The organism is Corynebacterium sp. H78, assembly GCF_037572275.1.
Taxonomy (GTDB): domain Bacteria; phylum Actinomycetota; class Actinomycetes; order Mycobacteriales; family Mycobacteriaceae; genus Corynebacterium.
Genome location: NZ_JBBHKX010000004.1, coordinates 20,203 through 38,501, shown reverse-complemented (window position 1 = coordinate 38,501; position 18,299 = coordinate 20,203). Strand labels below are relative to the sequence as shown.

17 protein-coding genes are annotated in these 18,299 nt (G+C 58.3%); 5 read left to right on the top strand and 12 right to left on the bottom strand.

Going from position 1 to position 18,299, the window contains the following annotated elements; translation table 11 throughout:
- Window positions 1-48 precede the first annotated feature (48 nt).
- Both serS and WG934_RS08230 read right to left on the bottom strand, forming a co-directional pair.
- On the bottom strand, window positions 49-1,308 hold the full coding sequence (gene serS / locus WG934_RS08235) for a serine--tRNA ligase (RefSeq protein ID WP_339989677.1): 1,260 nt from the start codon (window positions 1,306-1,308) through the stop codon (window positions 49-51).
- Between the two features lie 62 nt (window positions 1,309-1,370).
- Entirely contained in the window at window positions 1,371-2,030 is a 660-nt protein-coding gene (locus WG934_RS08230; RefSeq protein ID WP_339989676.1) for a LysE family translocator, read from the bottom strand.
- 59 nt (window positions 2,031-2,089) lie between these two features.
- On the opposite strand from WG934_RS08230, the gene WG934_RS08225 reads away from it, so the two are divergent.
- Window positions 2,090-3,190, top strand: coding sequence for a septum formation family protein (locus tag WG934_RS08225; RefSeq protein ID WP_339979712.1), 1,101 nt, complete (start codon window positions 2,090-2,092; stop codon window positions 3,188-3,190).
- 4 nt (window positions 3,191-3,194) lie between these two features.
- Window positions 3,195-3,539 carry a metallopeptidase family protein gene (locus tag WG934_RS08220; protein ID WP_339989674.1) on the top strand — a complete coding sequence of 115 codons (345 nt, stop codon included), beginning with the start codon at window positions 3,195-3,197 and terminating at the stop codon, window positions 3,537-3,539.
- A 16-nt stretch (window positions 3,540-3,555) separates the two neighbouring features.
- On the opposite strand, the gene WG934_RS08215 is transcribed toward WG934_RS08220, so the two are convergent.
- Window positions 3,556-4,470: a histidine phosphatase family protein gene (locus WG934_RS08215; RefSeq protein ID WP_339989672.1), complete on the bottom strand. Its 915-nt coding sequence runs from the start codon at window positions 4,468-4,470 to the stop codon at window positions 3,556-3,558.
- Window positions 4,467-5,402, bottom strand: coding sequence for a prephenate dehydratase (gene pheA, locus WG934_RS08210; protein WP_339979706.1), 936 nt, complete (start codon window positions 5,400-5,402; stop codon window positions 4,467-4,469). Before pheA ends, WG934_RS08215 begins: the two co-directional genes overlap by 4 nt.
- A gap of 49 nt (window positions 5,403-5,451) precedes the next feature.
- Between pheA and WG934_RS08205 the strand changes: the two genes are divergently transcribed.
- Window positions 5,452-6,777 (top strand): amidase, encoded by a 1,326-nt coding sequence (locus WG934_RS08205; RefSeq protein ID WP_339989671.1) that lies wholly within the window; start codon window positions 5,452-5,454, stop codon window positions 6,775-6,777.
- Window positions 6,778-6,790: 13 nt separating this feature from the next.
- Here WG934_RS08205 and WG934_RS08200 read toward each other — a convergent pair whose 3' ends face one another.
- The 3 genes from WG934_RS08200 to WG934_RS08190 all read right to left on the bottom strand — a co-directional run bounded on the left by WG934_RS08200 (window position 6,791) and on the right by WG934_RS08190 (window position 9,698).
- Window positions 6,791-8,113 carry a polysaccharide pyruvyl transferase family protein gene (locus WG934_RS08200; protein WP_339979704.1) on the bottom strand — a complete coding sequence of 441 codons (1,323 nt, stop codon included), beginning with the start codon at window positions 8,111-8,113 and terminating at the stop codon, window positions 6,791-6,793.
- Between the two features lie 41 nt (window positions 8,114-8,154).
- On the bottom strand, window positions 8,155-8,997 hold the full coding sequence (locus tag WG934_RS08195; RefSeq protein ID WP_339989670.1) for a fructosamine kinase family protein: 843 nt from the start codon (window positions 8,995-8,997) through the stop codon (window positions 8,155-8,157).
- 275 nt (window positions 8,998-9,272) lie between these two features.
- Entirely contained in the window at window positions 9,273-9,698 is a 426-nt protein-coding gene (locus tag WG934_RS08190; RefSeq protein WP_339989668.1) for a hypothetical protein, read from the bottom strand.
- Window positions 9,699-9,727: 29 nt separating this feature from the next.
- On the opposite strand from WG934_RS08190, the gene WG934_RS08185 reads away from it, so the two are divergent.
- Window positions 9,728-10,663, top strand: coding sequence for an LCP family protein (locus WG934_RS08185; RefSeq protein WP_339979700.1), 936 nt, complete (start codon window positions 9,728-9,730; stop codon window positions 10,661-10,663).
- A gap of 5 nt (window positions 10,664-10,668) precedes the next feature.
- Here the strand turns inward: WG934_RS08185 and WG934_RS08180 are convergent, their stop codons facing one another.
- From WG934_RS08180 to WG934_RS08160, 5 genes are all read right to left on the bottom strand, one after another.
- Window positions 10,669-11,586, bottom strand: coding sequence for a DUF5926 family protein (locus WG934_RS08180; RefSeq protein ID WP_339989667.1), 918 nt, complete (start codon window positions 11,584-11,586; stop codon window positions 10,669-10,671).
- 10 nt (window positions 11,587-11,596) lie between these two features.
- Window positions 11,597-12,433, bottom strand: coding sequence for a glycerophosphodiester phosphodiesterase (locus WG934_RS08175; protein ID WP_339979698.1), 837 nt, complete (start codon window positions 12,431-12,433; stop codon window positions 11,597-11,599).
- Complete coding sequence (locus WG934_RS08170) at window positions 12,433-13,188, bottom strand: hypothetical protein (RefSeq protein ID WP_339989665.1); 756 nt, start codon at window positions 13,186-13,188, stop codon at window positions 12,433-12,435. The genes WG934_RS08175 and WG934_RS08170 overlap by 1 nt, the downstream gene beginning before the upstream one ends.
- Before the next feature lie 68 nt (window positions 13,189-13,256).
- On the bottom strand, window positions 13,257-15,221 hold the full coding sequence (locus WG934_RS08165; RefSeq protein WP_339979695.1) for a pyruvate kinase: 1,965 nt from the start codon (window positions 15,219-15,221) through the stop codon (window positions 13,257-13,259).
- Between the two features lie 98 nt (window positions 15,222-15,319).
- Window positions 15,320-16,285, bottom strand: a complete 966-nt coding sequence (locus tag WG934_RS08160; RefSeq protein WP_339979694.1) for an L-lactate dehydrogenase — start codon at window positions 16,283-16,285, stop codon at window positions 15,320-15,322.
- Between the two features lie 174 nt (window positions 16,286-16,459).
- Here WG934_RS08160 and WG934_RS08155 point away from each other — a divergent pair, with 174 nt between their 5' ends.
- Window positions 16,460-18,223 carry an alpha/beta-hydrolase family protein gene (locus tag WG934_RS08155; RefSeq protein ID WP_339989663.1) on the top strand — a complete coding sequence of 588 codons (1,764 nt, stop codon included), beginning with the start codon at window positions 16,460-16,462 and terminating at the stop codon, window positions 18,221-18,223.
- The last annotated feature ends 76 nt before the right edge of the window (window positions 18,224-18,299 follow it).

The following is an 18,299-nucleotide window of genomic DNA, read 5'->3' as shown; positions in this document are numbered from 1 at the left end:
TTCCTCCGCCGCTTGCTGCCGCTAACTACGCGTGCCTATTACCGCTGGTTACTTCACTGGGGTCAGTACATCGCGACCAACAAATGGACGCAGTGCCTCTGGAACAACAACAGACCCATCTGCCTGCTGATGGTTCTCCAGGATTGCCACGAGCCAACGAGTCGTTGCCAACGTGCCATTCAGAGTTGCACAGTACTGGGACTTGCCATTTTCGTCGCGGTAACGAGTCATCAAACGACGGGCCTGGAAGGTGGTGCAGTTGGATGTCGACGTCAGCTCACGGTACGTGTTCTGAGACGGCACCCAGGCTTCAGTATCGAACTTACGAGCAGCAGATGAACCCAAGTCGCCACCAGCAACATCGATAATGCGGTACGGAACTTCGACAGCTGCGAGCATGTCGCGTTCCATCTTGAGCAAACGCTGGTGCTCTGCCTCTGCCTCTTCAGGCTTGCAGTAGGAGAACATCTCCAGCTTGTCGAACTGGTGCACACGCAAAATACCGCGGGTGTCCTTGCCATAAGAACCAGCTTCACGACGGAAGCACGACGACCAACCAGCGTAACGACGTGGCCCATCCTTCAGATCAATGATCTCGTTGGAGTGGTAGCCAGCCAGCGCTACTTCGGAGGTGCCGACCAGGTACAGATCGTCCTCTTCGAGGTAGTAGATCTCGTCCGAGTGCTCCCCGAGGAAGCCGGTACCGCGCATGGTGTCTGGACGAACCAGTACTGGCGGAATCATTAGCTGGAAGCCGTTCTCGATGGCCTTCTGAGCAGCCAAGTTCAGCATTCCCAGCTGCAGCATAGCGCCGAAGCCAGTGAGGAAGTAGAAGCGTGCGCCGGATACCTTCGCGCCACGTTCCATGTCGATCAAACCAAGCGATTCACCAAGATCCAGGTGATCCTTCGGTTCGAAATCAAATTCTGGCACCTCGCCCACATGCTCCAACACGACGAAGTCATCTTCGCCACCAGCTGGGGCGCCGAGAACGATGTTGCCGAGCTTCATCTGCAGCTCTTCGACCTTGTTTTCAGAGTTGCGCTGCTGCACTTCCGCAGCCTTAACCTGGTCGGACAGACCCTTCGCTTCTTCAAGCAGAGCAGGTCGCTCTTCCTTCGATGCCTGGCCAATCTTCTTGCCGAAGCCCTTCTGCTCTGAGCGCAGAGCATCAGCCTTGGCAATGGAATCGCGGCGGGTTGCGTCGGCTTCCAGCAGCTGGTCTACCAGTGCCGGATCCTCGCCTCGGGTTCGCTGCGATTCACGCACGACGTCAGGATTTTCTCGGAGGAATTTAAGATCGATCACGATCCCTAACGTTACCTGGCCATAATCCTTATTTCTTCTAAAGCCAGGGCTAGCGAGCGTGTCTACACCAAAGTGGTGATTCCCTCGACCACAAAAATCACGCTCATCACGGCAAATATCACGCCAGCACCCATATCAATGTACGGTCCCGCATTCACCATTCGCTTTACGACGGCTTCCGTGGAAACCAATATCGCCACCATCGAAAAGTAGAAGATCTGGAACAGCAGCAGCGAGACTGCGACGAACATCAGATCCCACAATGGGGCGCCGACTGGGATGAATTGTGTCAGCACAGCAGTGAAGAACAGCACGATCTTCGGATTCGACAAGTTGGTGAGCATGCCTTGCCAAAAGGTACTCCGCAGTGGGCTCAACTGGCCTGAGCCGGCAATGACAGACGGGTCAGCGCCAGCTTGCATCTGGCGCATCGAAATGAACCCCGTCGACAACATCTTCCACGCCATGTACCCCAAATAGGCACCACCCAATGTTTGGATCGCGCCCATCGCGGAAGGGGTTGCTGCCAGTACCGCTGCCACGCCAAAAACAGTCAGCGAAATCCACAGTAGAGATCCGGTAGAAATCCCCATTACTGCTGCTAAAGCGTGTTTTCGGGACTTCGTCGCCAAGCGCAGAATCATGAGAATGTCTGGGCCTGGTGTGGACATGCCAACGAGGTGCATGCCCATCATCGAGGCATAGGCGGGCCAACTGATCATGGATGGAATTGTAATGGGTGCTGGAATGTTGGCTGTCATGTAGCACAATGGGGAGCATCATGGGACAGACACAAGGCTCAAAACGATTCCGCAATAGCGTGCGCGGTGGCTGGGGCATGCGCGTTCTCACCACTGCGATGCTTGTCGGTGGCAGCGGTGTGGCATTTGCGTATGAGCACCCAACGGATTTTGATATCCCTGGCTCGCCGGACAAAGTCGCTCAGCGGCAGGCAACAAAGGGCAAGGACAAAGAGAAGTCGGGTTCCGAGTCCACCACGACATCATCGAAGGTCCCTGTCGAGATCGTGGCGTTTACCAAGGCGAAGCCTGGCGACTGCCTGACGTGGGATGTCAACCAGGAGACGCAGTCGATCAACAACTTCCGCATTGTGGATTGCGCGGAGCCTCACAACTTCGAGGTTGCTTCTCGCCTAGACCTGCGTAACACCGAAGCGTGGCGTGGCCAGTTTGGTCTGAAGGCTGATTACCCGACCGAAGATTCGTTGGTGCAGCTCCGCGATGGCGTGTGTGAGAAGGAAGTCACCAAGTACATGGACGGCAAGTTCGACCAGCGTGGTCGTTTCTTGTCGGCACCAATCATTCCTCCGCAGGCGAAGTGGGATGAGGGCGATCGCACGTTGCTGTGTGGCGTGCAGCCGTCTGCTCCAGAGGGCCAGGATGCGAAGATCGCCGGACCTGCTGCTGAAACTGACCAGTCTCGCACCTTCGAGGTCGGTACATGTGCCACCACGGATGCCAATGGTGGCCTGGTCCCAACCGATTGCGCTAGTAACCACTTCATGGAATCCGTCGGAATTGTTGATTTGCAGACGGTATTCCCAGGTGTGACTCCTACCGCGCAAGAGCAGAATGATGCTCTGGCACAGCAGTGCACCCAGATGGCCATGGACTATGTGGGGGGCGATGAGGCGCTTTATCAGTCCACCCTCGTGCCTTTCTGGATCACCATTCCAGAGGATTCGTACGCTGCTGGTTCCCACAGCACCAATTGCTGGTTGGTGAAGGACAACGGCTCCGGTGGTTTCTCCACGCTCGCTGGCAAGGCTAACGAGTCCTTCACCATTGACGGATACGCTCCTATCGCTCCTCCGCCACGCAACCCAATTAACCCGAACGCCGCAGGAACTCCTGGGGGCTAGTCGCATGGTTGCGGTGAGCGAGGAACGGTTCGATCAGCTTGTCGACGAAGCCATCGATCGCATTCCCCACCAATTTCTGCATCAGCTGGGAAATGTTGTGATCCAAGTGCAGCCTCGGCATCCGCAGGTTCCCACGCTGCTCGGGCTTTACGAGGGTGTGCCGTTAACGAAGCGCCAAGCCAACCACTGGGGGCCACCGGACTGCATCACGTTGTACCGCGACATGTTGTGCTCGATTAGTCACTCAGAAGAAGCGCTGATCGAGCAGATTCGGGTCACGTTGTTGCACGAAATTGGGCACTTTTTTGGTCTTGATGAAGAGGACCTCGACCGGCTGGGCTACGGCTAAGCAACTCGCGAGTGCGCTAGTACCTGCCCAGTTCTTGCTCCAATGCCGAGCCAACTAGATCTCCCCAGCGAACCAGCTTCCACTCTCCAGGAACGACGAGATTGCTAGCCCGATGAGCATCGGCAGGCTGAATCGTGCGGGCGATTTCTACGCGAGAAGCGTTCGCCAACGGGTTGTGCACAATGAATTCTCCAGACAGTCCTGTCAGGTGCGCGGCAACAACTCGCATCACAGCGCCGTGCGTCACGACAGCCACATCGCGCCCTTCGACGTTCTGTGCATCGTCTGCCTGCGCGACCTCAGTATCTGCGCTATCGCCACCTGCAACTCCACTGGTATCTGCAGACTTACCAGCAAGAAGTGGAGAAACAATGTTGTTTTCAACCAACGTTTCTAGTGCTGGCAGATAGCGTTCCAGCACGTCAAGAGCGGATTCCCCATTCGGAGTCGAACGATCGATATCTCCGTGACTCCAGCTACGGAACACGTCGAGGAACTGGCGGTGTGCCTCAAAGTCGCTGCGCCCCTCCCAGTCGCCAGCGTTGACTTCATGCAAGCCATCCATGTGGCGCAGACGCACACCTGGCCCCGCCAGCCTGTGCAAGCCAGCTACTGCGCCTGCACCCGTCTGTCGAGCACGCAACGCATGCGATGTCACAACCTCGCTCATCCGCCCCCACGACGGCAACAGCACCCTACCGAGGCGACGTGCCTGGGCAACACCTTCGTCGGTAAGCGGAGCACCCGGAAGCTGGGTATCCAGAATCTTGCGAATATTCGCATGGGTTTGGCCGTGGCGAATGAGAATCACACGACTCAGCTCAGGGTGAGCTGCGGACTTGTCGCGTGGACTCGTGCCGACGGCCGTCTCAAAAGAACCATCGCCACCGGTGGAAAAGCTACCGTCGTACTCGTTCTGCGGATGCGTCATGGTCGTTTACCTTCCTTCAGGCCCGATACCCAAGCAAGACTTGCGGAAATGTCAGGTGGAGCGGTCTCAGCAGTTGCAGTGCCATGCGCTGCAGGCCACGAACCCAAGAACCGGACGTTCTCAGCATGCCCATAAAGCGCGGCGAGCGCACTCCCGAGCTGCGGATCGTCGAGGTGTCCGGCCAAGTCAATGTAGAAGCGGTATTGCCCCATCATTTGGCGGGTAGGTCGCGACTCGATACGCGACAGATTCACGTCACGCACCGCAAACTCATTCATGGCACGCATCAGCGAACCCGGCACATCTGGAAGTGTGAACGACACCGAGGTGCGATCAATGCCTGTCCGAGGAGTCGGCACACCAGGACGGCCCACGAGAACGAAGCGGGTGCGGGCACCGCGAACATCGGCGACACCGTCGGCAAGCGGTTCCAGGCCCAGCAACTCACCAGCACGAGCTGGGGCGGCACAGGCGTCGTGACTGCCGTCGGCAACCAAATGGGCAGCCGCTGCGTTGGACTTGGCGTGGTACACATCGACACCTGGCAAGTTGTCGTCCAGCCACTGCTTCACCTGCGGGTGCGCGACCGGATGAGTCGTGAACGACTTCACATCCTCCAGCTTCGTACCCGGACGGACCAGGATGGAAAAGACAATCCCAATCTCTGTTTCTCGGTAAATCTGCAGTTCCGAACCTTCCGTCAGCGCATCGAACGCTGGTGTCACTGGCCCATCAACACTGTTTTCAATAGCGATGCAGGCGTAGTCCGCCTCACCACGGCGAACTGCTGCCAACGCTGCATTCGGCGTATCGACGGGCACAGTCTCCACAGCCTCTGGGCCAGTCGGATCAATCTCGCCGCGCCGAGCCATGTCGAGGAGCGCTTCCTCAGTGAATGTGCCGGCTGGTCCTAGGTACGTCACGGTGGTCATGACTTAGAGCCTAAAGCGCCAAGTGTGGTTCCGGCTACACTGCTTATTCATGTCCTACCCCACGAGTGCTCGCGAGATCGTCGCGGCGATCGCTTCCGGCAGCGCTTCCCCCACCGAAATCGCGGCGAACGTGTTGCAGAAACTCGACGGTCCGCAAGAACACACTGGGGTAGCAACACTGACACCACAGCTCGCGCTTAACCGAGCGCGTGCAATTGCAGATGGCAACATTCGGGAGGGAGACCTGCTCGGACTTCCCTTGGCGACGAAGGATCTCTTTCAAATCAAGGATGTCCCGTGCACGCTCGGTTCTGCCAGGCTGACGCATACTCCCGAAGCGACATCTGATCCCATCGCTGAGGTGCTGAACCGTGGCGTCGTCATCCCAGCGACCACACACACGTCTGAAATGGGTCTCACCGCGTACACCGAACCCATCGACTTGCCCGCACCCGACAATCCGCTCCGCCCTGGCCATACCCCTGGCGGATCCTCCGGTGGCTCGGCGGTAGCAGTCGCCCGCGAGCTGGTCCCAGCAGCCCTCGGCTCCGATGGTGGTGGCTCGCTCCGTATCCCGGCAGCATGCACCGGTATCTACGGGCTCAAACCCGCCCACAATATCCACGGCGGTCGTCTCGCCGCCAACGGTTTTCTCACCCGCTCACTTGACGACGCTGCCCTCCTGTCCGGCGTCCCCTCCCCGTGGGAGAACAGTGAGTGGGGATTCGTCGCAAAGCAAGACCCCGCGAAGCAGCCTTTGCGAATCGGTGTGACCGTGGAACCTTTCCATGCAGCTACGGAAGTTGTTCCGCATTGGCGTGCAGCGGCGTGGGCAGCTGCGGATGTTTTGTCAGATGCGGGCTATGAGGTGGTGGAGGTCGGTTCGCCGTACGATCCCGCGTGGCCGGACTACTTCCAGATTTTCGGCGACATCATGTCGTACTTCGCGTCGAAACTGCCCGGCCGCGAGTATTCGCAAATGGTGCGGTGGATTCGCCAGCGTGGCTACAAACTGGAGAAGGCTCAGGTCATGCAGTTCCAACGCCAGCGCGAAGAGCTCGGCCCGAAAGTCGCGGCGCGCTGGGACATCGACATCGTGCTGACGCCAACGCTCGCGTTCGATCCACCAACAATCGAGCACTTTGCGACGATGACCCCCGAACGCAACTTCGCCTCCCAAACCGAATGGACCCCGTGGCTATCGCTGTGGAACCTCACCGGTTGGGCGGGGCTTTCGATGCCGTTTGACGTCACCGATGATGCTTTTGGCATCGGCAGTAAACGCCATCCGACCAGCATCCACCTTGGCGCGGTGCGCGTTGGCGAAAAGGAATTGCTGGAGGTTGCGGCGAGTTTGGAAGTGGCACGGCGTTAGGTCGCGACGAACCCTAGCGTCGGGTGAGTGCCCGGCGCGCCAGTCGCCTCGCACGAACTGCCGTATTGAGTGTCTTTTCCTGGACCCGAGACATCGGATACACCGCATCGATGGTCGCCAACTTAAGCTCGCGAGCGCGCTCCACCGCTTCAGCTGACATTCCTTGCCCCGGCATGATGTTAGTTTCAGCCTCGGCATAAGGGTCGGCCACGGTCCACTGGCTACCCGCTGCCGTCACCAAACCGTGCTTCACGGTGTAGTAATTCTCCACATGAGCATCCAATGCCACGCCATGCGCTCCACGCGCAGCAGCAATCAAATGTGGATGGAACCTCGTGCTCAGCCACTTTTGTCCCGCTCTTACTGGCAGGCCGTGATTCCACAGTTCGAAGAAGCGGACCATCAGGACATCGTCGACAAGTTCCGGTGCGTGCTCCCGAGCAAGCTCAGCCACCCGAGTCCACACCAAACTGTCAACCTCTGGGATCGCCTCCACCACAGCAATATCCGAGCCGCGCACGCCCCACGATTGCAGAATCCGAATCGTCGCCAGCGCCAGATCTGTAACTGGATCCGACTCTGCCTCGGCTGCCGATTCTTTCAACAGATCCGACTGCAAACACACCACGACATTGCGCTCACGTGCAGCTTCAGTACCAAATCCGAGTCCGTTGTCCTCCAAATCTGCACCGCCGAGAACTGTCCACGCATCATCGCCCGTGCAAGTGACGGCACAGCGCTCAGCCAAGGATTCGCCAACATACTGCTTAACGAGCTCCGTCGACCCCTCATCTCTGAGATCAATCCGGTCGAACCTCGGCCAAACCTCCCGCAATCGCTTCGCAGTCTCGGCCCCGGGCAAGAGGCCGATACCGGTCATCACTCGTAACGCCTCCGACTCACCAGCCACCGACGCTGCCGCCACCACTCCCGCGTGTTCTGGCCACATATCGTTGAACCAACCGCCACCCAACACGTGCACCACGTCTGCGGCCTGCGCCAACCGCAAACCGCTTTCCAAATGCGGCACTGCTTCCGGATTCCGCATGCCCTCTTCCGCGATCCGTACGACCTCGTCGAAGTGAGCGGATTGCGGATCTGCTTCACGACGAGCTTCGTCGCAAAGCCGAAACAGCGTATCGGTGACGGTGAGATTTGGATGCAAACCCGCATGGAGGACCGCGACGGAACCGGGTGTGCGGCAATCGAGAATGACCCTCGCCGAGGGGCGTCGGCGCGCAAGAGTTCGCAACCAGGCTGCGGCGATAAACTCGTCACCGAAGTTTGGCAGCCCGGTGGGCGCGACCAGGTAGATCAATTCTCTGTTGCGGTACATGTCAACAACGGTACCTGGATGCTGACCGCTGTTTGAGGTGGTTAGGCGTACTTCTTGGCGATATCGTATGCCTGCTCCGCATACTTGCCACGAAAGAGAATCGCGTGCATCAGGACCGCGTAAAGACGATGAAGCGGCGCGCGCTCCTCACGACCTGGAAGCGGGTGCACTTCTTCGTACGCTGCGTAGATCCGGTCCAAGTGAGGCATGCCGAACAGCCCCAGGAGCGCGAGGTCTTCTTCTCGATGCCCGCCATGAGCTGCCGGGTCAATGAGGATTGCTCCCTCCTCGTCCCACATCACGTTGCCCCACCACAAGTCACCATGAACACGAGCTGGTGAATCATCGGTATCGAAATCACCGTCATGTAGGCGTTCGAGAAGCCGATCGAAGGTGGCCAGTTCCCGCGTTGTGTACTCCGAACGCAGCTGTGCCAGCGCCGGACGAAGACGGTCGTTCGCCCAGTACTCGCCGAAGGTGGTGCGTGGTTTTAGAGACATTGGGTGCGGGTCATCGAGAGGGCCAAAGAACCCCGGACCATCCCAACCATCAGGTGGACTGCCCCACGCTGCAGCTCCTGCGTCGTGGGTAATCGCAAGCGCTGCACCGAACTTCTCTGCTTTTCGCGCGGTAGCTTCTGACTTCACAATTCGGTTCAAAGTCAATTCAGTCCGACCAATGCTGACCACATCGACCACGCGAGCTCCCCCTGCTGGTTCGGCTTCTTTGAGCCAACGCAGACCAGCAGCTTCACATTGAAAGAAGCCACGCGGTGCGCCACGGTGCGATTTCACGTGCACAGCGGGTTCTTTCACACGCGAATAGCGAGCAGGGGCGGTGGCTGAGTTCCGGTTTGTGGCCGAGCCGAACTGCGAGTTCTCCATGTATTCAGGATATGCCAGTGAAAATGCTGAGGTAATGCGCTGGGTTGGGGCTCGTGAGTCGCGATTGCTGTCTGGTCGCTTGCGCAGGCCGGTCGACCTCATCGAACGGCAACATTGTTCGTGTAGGTGTTTATGCTCGCATCTTCTATCCTTTACACCTATGGACGGTAACGACATGCCCCGAAACCCACGTCCGCCGCGCAGCTCCAGCGCCGACGGCGACTTCGTGCGGGGGTCTGACGGTCGACCGCTACTAGATAGGTACGGGCGGCCGATCAGGCGTCGCCAACCGGCTCAGAGCCAGCGCCCCCAACGTCCAGCGCAAAGTCAGCCACCAGCGCAGTCTTCACGCGCTGAACGCTCCGCGCGCTCCGCGGGTTCTCGCGGTGGTCAGTTTCCGGCGCAACGTCCGGCGCAGCATCGAGAAGCAGATCCTCGTCGCCAGCATGTAGAACCGCGCCATCGCCCAGAGCCAACGCGCCGTGGAGAGCCGCAGCGTCGATCCGAGTCGCCGCACCGATCTGAAGCGCAACACACACGAATCGAGCAAGCGCCGCTCTATCGCAATCAGGATGATCCGCGCTTTCCTCCACGCGACTATGACCCCAACCGAGCCGTTCACGATGCTGGTTCGGCGCAGACTTCAGGTCGACGGGCAAGTAGTTCCCGTGATTCCCGAGGTGCTGGCGTAGGGTCGGCACGCGCGTCACTTCGCGACCGCGCCCACAGCATGCGTCTCCCACGCGGACGCAATGGTCGCCCATTTAGCGTCCGCCGAGCACTACGTGCAGCCTTCCTCGCACTCCTGCTCTTCATTGCGGGCGGGTTGATCTTCGTCGAGCTGTCCCTGAACCGCACGACGGTCTTCGACAACCTCGCTGACCGCCCCGGCCGTTCCATTGCTACCAACTGGCTTCTGGTTGGTTCAGACTCACGCGCTGGACTTACCGACGAACAGGCCGCAGAGCTCTCCACCGGCGCCGGTGATTTCGGCCAGCGAACCGACACCATCATGATTGCCCATATCCCAGTCGTGGGTAAGGCAAAACTAGTGAGTATCCCCCGCGACTCTTTTGTCGAAATCCCGGGGCATGGCACAGACAAGATCAACGCGGCATTTTCGTTGGGTGGGCCGGAGTTGCTGACGGACACCGTCGAAAAGTCCACCGGCGTGCGCATCGACCATTACGCAGAAATTGGTTTCGGCGGTTTCGCCGGCATCGTTGATGCAGCTGGAGGCATCGAAATGTGTCCTCCTGAGGCAATTCAAGATCCCCTAGCTGGGCTTGATATCCAGGCTGGATGCCAGAAGTTTGATGGCAAGAATGCGCTCGGCTATGTCCGCACGCGTGCAACGGCGCAGGGTGACTTAGACCGCGTTGGCAGGCAGCGCGAATTCATGGGGGCGCTCATGAAACGAGTGTCGTCGCCATGGGTGCTGTTGAACCCGTACCGCACGATTCGCCTCGCCAACGCAGGCGTTAATTCGCTGACTGTTAGCGAAAAAGACCACTCGTGGAACCTCGGCTGGCTCATGGCACGACTGGCCATGGGCACAGAATCACTCACGGTGCCCACCGCCGGCACGATGGACACCGATTACGCAGGAAATGTCTTGCTCTGGGATGAAAATCAAACAGAACAGTTCTTCAAGGACTTGCGCTAAAAGACTTAGCGCAGCGTGACCTGGCGGGACACGATGGTTTCGCGGGACTTACGCTCTTCCGCAGTCAATGGTTCGGTGACAGCAAGTGCATCCTTGATGCGTTTGTCAGCGTCCGCAATGGCTGCATTCCACGAGTCATAAGGCTTGGTGTTATCCAGGTCCCATACCGGAACCAGCACGCCATCGGCGCGGAAGACACCCGCGAACTTGGTCCCCTCGCCCATGGTCAAGTGGTCAGCTGCGTGGACTCGTGCCAGAGCGTCGAGAAGCTCGGCCTCCTTTTCCAAGCGGACCCAACGAATATGCGCGCGCTCGCCCGGATCAATCCACCACACGGCACCAGCGACATCAATGTCCAAACGGTAAGACGGCAACAGCGAGTCATTAGCCACGCGGAGGTTCTGCTCGACCAATTGAGTGCGCTCAATACCCTCTGGCAGCCACCATTCGAAGTCCTGATGAACGACGATGTCGTCCGGCGAAACGCCGGCGAGCAGACCGCTCAACTCGACAGCCTCACCATCAGTAGCGCCAGTAAGCTGCTGGCCAGGCTCAGCGTCGCGAGCCCATAGCAACGCACGCGCCAAATCCGCTGCAGCGTCGTTAGACCGAGCCTGGGTCTGCATAGCGACAAAAGCAGTCACGCCATCCTTATCCTCGCGCGTCAACGCAGCGATACCACCGGGAAGGACGGTGCAAAGGAAGATGTTGCGATCCGAATCGGTGACCTTCACAGGCACAACCACAGAAGGCGCGAACTCGCGCAACGCAACCAAATCAGCTTCAGCCGCAAAGCCTTCGAACGGACGAGGGTTGCCAGCCAAACGGGCTCGCTCAGCAGCGCGAGCAGCCAACTTAGCCTGACGACGGCTCATGCCCTCAGGAACATCATGTGCACGATTCTTACGAGATTTCTTTCCCACGCCAACTAACTTACTTGGGCGCGTTCAGACCTGCGCCATGACCCAACCTCTGCGGCACATTTCGTGGCACAAAAGCCCCTGCATCAGCGCGTTTCCGCTTTGCTTCGGCACCCGGAGCCGACTGCTCCAATCTTGCCGTATCAAGAACTGCTCTAGCTTCTGCAGGCCAATCAGTGGCCAGCCACTGCACACCACGGGCATGTGCAAAGGTCACGTCAGTGTCGGTTTTCGCCAACCAGCTATACAACGGCTTCTTCCACCCCGTTGCCCCAGTTGGATCACGTCGAGCGCCCACAATATCCACACCCATGGACGTTGGACGTCCGAGGTACCGTCGTAAAGCAGTACGAGGGCTGGGCGAATCAACGAGCTGGATGCGATTCAGCTTCGGCAGCATCGTTCCCACTGCGCTCATCGAACGAGTAGAGAAACTAATCACATGGGTCCGCTCAGCCGTATCCAAGCCAAAGTGCTTCAGCTGCTCCCGAAGCTTCCGCTCAGTGCGCAGCCCAGTCATGACCGGGTGTTTTGTCTCGATAAACACTCCCAAATCAGGATGCGCTGACACAAACTCCAGGAAAGTCTCGAACTCAAGAATCGGCTGTGGTGCCTCTTCCGTCCCAGCATTCAACGTCCGCAACTTGGAAATCGGCATCGCCCCAATCGGCCCGCGCCCATTAGTGGTCCGATCCAGCAAGCGATCATGGAAACACACCAAATGCCCATCACCGGACAGTCGAAGATCGCACTCAACGCCGTCCGCACCTTGTCGCACTGCCTCTTCGTAGGCTGCAAGCGTGTGCTCTGGAAAAGTGCCCGACGCTCCCCGATGCGCAACAATCTGCATCAGTCGGTCTCCTTGATGAACAACTTCTCGATACTGTCATCCAACGGTGGCGTCACCATCGTTAGTTCCGCCTTTGCGCTAGTAGCGGGCTCGATGATGCCACGACTCCAAAAGCCCGGCTGTGGCGCTTGCCTCCCAAGCATTACTTGACGACGACCTGACTCAGGCTCCAACGCCAACGCAAGGGTTCGAGCAGTGATGGCGGTCGTCGCAAAGGCGAGACACAGCACGACACCGCTTTGAAAGTTCGTCAGCGCGCTATCACCGACGATTGCCCAGATCAGACCCAAAGGCCATAGGGCGCACGTCGCGAACCACACGTATCGGGCAGAACCGGTAACCCCAGTTTCAGCGAGGGCAACAACCGGACCGGTGATGTTGCGGACTGGCCATACATGCATCGTCGAAATGGATACGAAGTCGCGGTTCAGCGGTGGCTGCCAATATTGCGCACGGCGTTTGAGGGCAGCCAACGTGATCCACACGAACACACCCACAACCGCGGCACAGACACCCGCAATGGCGAAGAACAGCGTAGAAACGACGCGGAAGATATTGGCCTTGAAAATATCCGAAGTGTGATCCGTGTACCCAAGCGACAGCGCGACCAGGCCAAACGCCAACATCACAAAACCAGCAACCGCCCAGTTACTTACCGCTCGGGCGCGAAAACGCACCGGAGCATTCAACTGCTCCGGAGACATCAGACCAGGGTGTGGCTGAGGCCAGCCGGTGCCTGGTTGCTGCCAATTCATGCGCCCTCGCTCTACTCCATACGTTGCACAGGCGGCACATGGTGTTTGGCCTGCGCACCGTCGGGGACCTAGTTCATAGTGTTTTCTGGATGATACTCCGCATCCCAGCTGCGGATACGACGCAACATGATGCGGTTCTTACGCTGCGAACGACCCATCTTGTTCGCCAGATTATCCAGAATCTTGATCGCGTCGTTAATGTGAGGGCCCTTGTTCAACATGACGCACTCTGCACGCAGGGCAAACGCTGCGTCGGTGATCTCCGCGCGCGATGGCAAACCAGCCTTGGCGAGGGTCTCCAGCACCTGGGTACCCAAAATGGTTGGCAGGCCAGCAGCCTGTGCCAGCGACAGAATCTGACCTGGAACTTCACCCATGCGGTTGAAGCCGAGCTCCACTGCGAGGTCGCCACGAGCAATCATCAAACCAACGTTTCGACGACGCATCACCGTCAACATCAGGTTTGGCAAATTCTCGAAAGCTGGGATGGTCTCGATCTTCAGCACAATGCCCACATTGCGTGCCTTTTCTGCCAGTTCAGGCTGACCAGCCTTCTCGTGCTCCTCCGCAATACCGTTGATAACGTCCAGCACCTGCTCGACATCGTCAACCGTTCGAATGAAGCTCACTGCAGCTACGTGGGCGTTTTCCACGACGAAACGCAGGTGCTCGATATCCTCATCCGTCAAGGATGGGAACGGCAGAACGGTGTGTGGCAGGTTGATGCCCTTGTGCGCAGCCAGATTCTGTCCGCCCGGCTTCGCACGCGTGACGCGAAGACGCGCATCCAGGAACTCTCCGCACGGAGACTCTCCCTTTTCGATGACTTCTGCTGCAATTGCGCCGTCGTCGAAAAGCACTGGCTCCCCAACCTGGAGCGCTTCAAGAGCTTCAGTAAGAGAGCAATTGATGCGTGGAGCGAAACCAGGATCTGGGATTGCAGTTGGAGTTGGATCGGAGGTGAGGACCATCTCGTCGCCAACTTCGAAGCGAAGCTTCTGCACCGTTGGTGGGATGCCAGTTGCGCGGGTCTTTTCGTAGTCACAGCGCAGCAGGGTGCCGTCCAGGACGTAAGCGTTGCGTGGACCTTCCGCCAGTACGCCACCGTCTTCAATACGGGTGACGGTGAAATGGCGCTTCGCAGAACGATTGTCGTGGAAAGTGATCTCCGAGCCGATGTGCAGGCTCTGCAACCAACCAGCATCAACCGTCAGTGGCAGTGCTGGGCGACCTGGCAAATCAGCAGGTGGCGGCGTAACTGTCAGCGCGCGGGTTGGCTCACCCGAATGCGTATCTTCAGCATCGACTGGGCCGCCCATATCGACCTGACGCGGAGTCAGCCAGATCTTCGCAGGAGTCAACACGGTGCCAGCATCATCGCGGGTGACTCGTGCACGACCAACGCTTGGACCAGGTTCGATGTCACCGGTGCGCAGCTTTGGACCAGCCAGGTCCATCGACACCTTAATGTCGCGGCCAACCTGCTCGGCAGCTGCTTCAACATTGTCGATCATGCGACGCCAAACTTCTGGGCCGTCGTGCGCACAGTTGATGCGAGCCAAGTCCATGCCAGCCTCGGCGAAACCGAGCACCATCTCGGCATCGTCCGCAGCCTCAGACGGAAGGGTCACCATAATGCGCGCCGGAACGCCTTCGCGTTCTTCGCCGAACAACATTTCGGCGTTGTTTTCGAGTGCTTCGTCCGCTGCCTCGTCATCAGCAATGATCGCAGCGACGTCGGTATCTGACTCCTGGCCACTAGCCAGCTTCAATACGTTGCGGGCCAGTACCAAACGCCCGCGAGTACCAGATTCAGCGGTAGTCAGGCTGGTGACGCCCAAATCGTGCAGCTTATTCTGCAAGTCGCGGATATCGATCGTGCGCAGGTGCGCGTAATGCACCAAGTTCTCTGCACGACGACGATGCTCTGGATGCACCTCCTCCAGCTGACCTTGTGAAGCCTCGGCAGTCTTATCGAGCTCAGCGAGCAATCCGTCGAGCTGTTCAATCAGCGGAGCGATGTCATGCGACATTGAGGTGCACTCTCCCTACGTACGTAACTTTTAGTACTTCACATTGTGGGTCGAGATGACAGAAAGTTCATCCGGACAGATGACTTTCCGTGTTTTTGTCACCCATTGTTCACTTTGTCCTGCCAAAACGGATCCTGAACTTCGCGGAGTGCAGCAACCGACGCATCAAACTTCTCGCGCTCGTGGTCGTTTAACTCGAGCTCTACGACACGACGAATACCGCGCCGATTCACAATCGCTGGCGTACCGACGTAGATGTCGTTATGCCCATACTCACCGCGCAGCAGCGCCGACACCGGTAACGCCACCTCCTGGTTTTGCAGGATTGCTCGGGAAATACGCGCCAGTCCCATACCGATGCCATACGACGTGGAACCCTTTGCATCGATGATTTCGTACGCAGCATCACGAGTTCGGACGAAGATCTGCTCAAGCTCGTCGCGAAGCTCAGGATTCTCCTCCAGCCGTCGTGCCAGGCTCACTCCAGCTACGGTAGCGCTGGACAACACCGGCAACTCGGAGTCGCCGTGTTCACCGATGATGTACGCGTGTGCGCTCATCGGAGAGACCTGGAAGTACTCGCCGAGCATGTAGCGGAAGCGCGCGGTGTCCAAAATGGTGCCCGACCCAATGACGCGGTTTGCAGGCAGGCCAGAAAACTTCCAGGTGGCGTAGGTGAGGATGTCAACAGGATTGGTGGCAACGATGATGATTCCGTCAAACCCATTAGCCATGACGTCGCCGACGATAGAACGGAAGATCTTCATGTTTTTGTCCACAAGCTGCAAACGTGTTTCGCCAGGCTTCTGAGCAGCGCCGGCACAGATCACAACGATCGCCGCGTCTTCGCAGTCAGCGTATGTTCCCGATGTCACTTTTGTACGGCTTGAAGCCCACACAACGCCATGATTCAGATCCATGACGTTGCCTTCGGTCTTCTTCTCATCAATGTCAATGATTGCCAGGTGGTCACAAGTGCCCTGGTTGACCAGGGCGTATGCGTAGGCGACGCCAACATCGCCAGCACCGATCAGCACAATTTTGTTTCCGACGGATACCTTCATGAACGTCTCATCTCCATTTGAGTTCACATGAGTTCGAACGCGGATGGTCAAGCTAGCTATCTCGGGTCTTACCTCTCGTACTGTGGGTTCTTCGCTGACTTCTCGCAACCGCAACGGTCCACGCTCGCACCGGGTTCCCTTGAAAAGTTTTCGGACTCTCTTCAAGATGAAGTCATGAACCTCCAGCGTGCGCTCACGGCTGCCAGCCGAGTCGCTGCTTTTCGACGTCCCCACCGAGGCTTTCCCGCCAATCCAGGCCTGATCGGCGCCGAAATAGCATCGTGGGCTGCGTTTTCGCCATCGCTGATGCCTCGATCAATGGTGCCGACAGCCGTGGTGACTTTCACTGCGCAAGTCGCTGGGCATGTGGTCGGAACAGCCGTTGGGTACGGCTTTCGCCGATTGGATCGCAGGTTGCGCGCTACTTCATTGGTGCGGTTCGCGCCCCCGCCACGTGTCGAAAGAAACATCGCGGTGTCGTGGCATTCCTCTATCGCTGCGACCACTATCGCGGTGTGGGCGCGGTCGATTTCTCAGCAACGTGAAATTGGTTCGCTCGTCGGTTTGGACGGTACCTCATCCGCAAAAGCGCAGCTCACCGGTACTCTGGCGGCGACAAGCGCCTACCTGACAACTCAAGGGCTCACCTTCGCGGCTGATTGGGTGTATGACAACCTGCGGATGTCCATTAGGCCGTGGCTTCCCCCTGGCTTCGCGCCGGTGATTTCCGGCGTTGTACTTGGCACTACGGTCGCGTTGGCCGTGGATAAGTTGTTGATTCGCAGGATCGTCGCAAAGGTGGCTCGCAATGCGCACAACCTGAATATGCGTTTGCTGCCGGGACGTCAGCAGCCGTGGGAGCCACAGCGATCAGGAAGTCCGTGGTCATTGGAGCCGTGGCATGCGTTGGGTGCGCAGGGGCGCGCGGTGGTGGCGGATGGTCCGCGGGCACGCGATATCGCGGCGGTGACGAAGCGGGATCGCAGCGAGGTCATGGAGCCGATACGCATTTATGCGGGGCACGTGCGAGGTCGTAGCTTAGCGGCGCAGACGGAGCTGATCATTCGAGAAATGCATCGCACCGGTGCTTTCCGACGCGACCATCTGGTCGTCTACACCACCACGGGCACCGGATGGACGCCGGAATGGTCGCTGGTCACGGTCGAATTCTTGACTCTCGGCAATTGTGCGCAGATTGGCCTGCAGTATTCAGATTTGCCGTCGCCTTATGCTTGGTTGGCTGATCATGACACTGCCCCGCTAGCTGGTCGAGCTTTGATCAATCGGGTGTATCGCGAATGGCAAAAACTCCCGGAAGACGACCGCCCGAAGTTCTACGTAGCAGGCGAATCACTGGGCGCTTTTGGTGGCACGAGCGCGTTTTTTGATGTGGAAGACATGCTGTCGAAGATTGATGGAGCCGTGTGGTCAGGCGCTCCTCGATTCACTCCGATGTGGCAGGAAATCACCAAAAACCGAGACCCTGGTTCTCCCGAGATCGCACCCATTATTGACGGCGGTCGGCATATTCGCTTTGCTACCCGCCCGAGAGAGCTCTACGAGTCGGTATCTGGGGCACCGCTCGGACAGTGGCTTCATCCCCGGGTGGTATTCCTACAGCACGCATCGGACCCGATCGTGTGGTGGGACTATTCACTCGCTTGGCGACGACCCGACTGGCTTCGTGAACCGCTCGGCCGCGATGTGCTGCCAACAATGCGCTGGTTCCCCTTTGTAACGTTCTGGCAAGTTCTCATCGACGGATTAGTCTCGACCGAAACCCCCGGTGGAATTGGCCACCGCTACGAAGAAGAAATGCTTCCTGCCTGGGCTTCTGTTCTTGGTTTGCCAATGAAAGAGAAGCTTAAAAGCGCCAATGGCATCAAATTCAAACGCATTCGGAAATGGATTAAACGCAACCATGCCCCTCGGTTCTAGGGCTTTCATTGGCATATTTCTCATGAAATCTCCCCTGCACGTCGAAGCAGGAGTCGTTATGGTGTGTGCCAAAGCG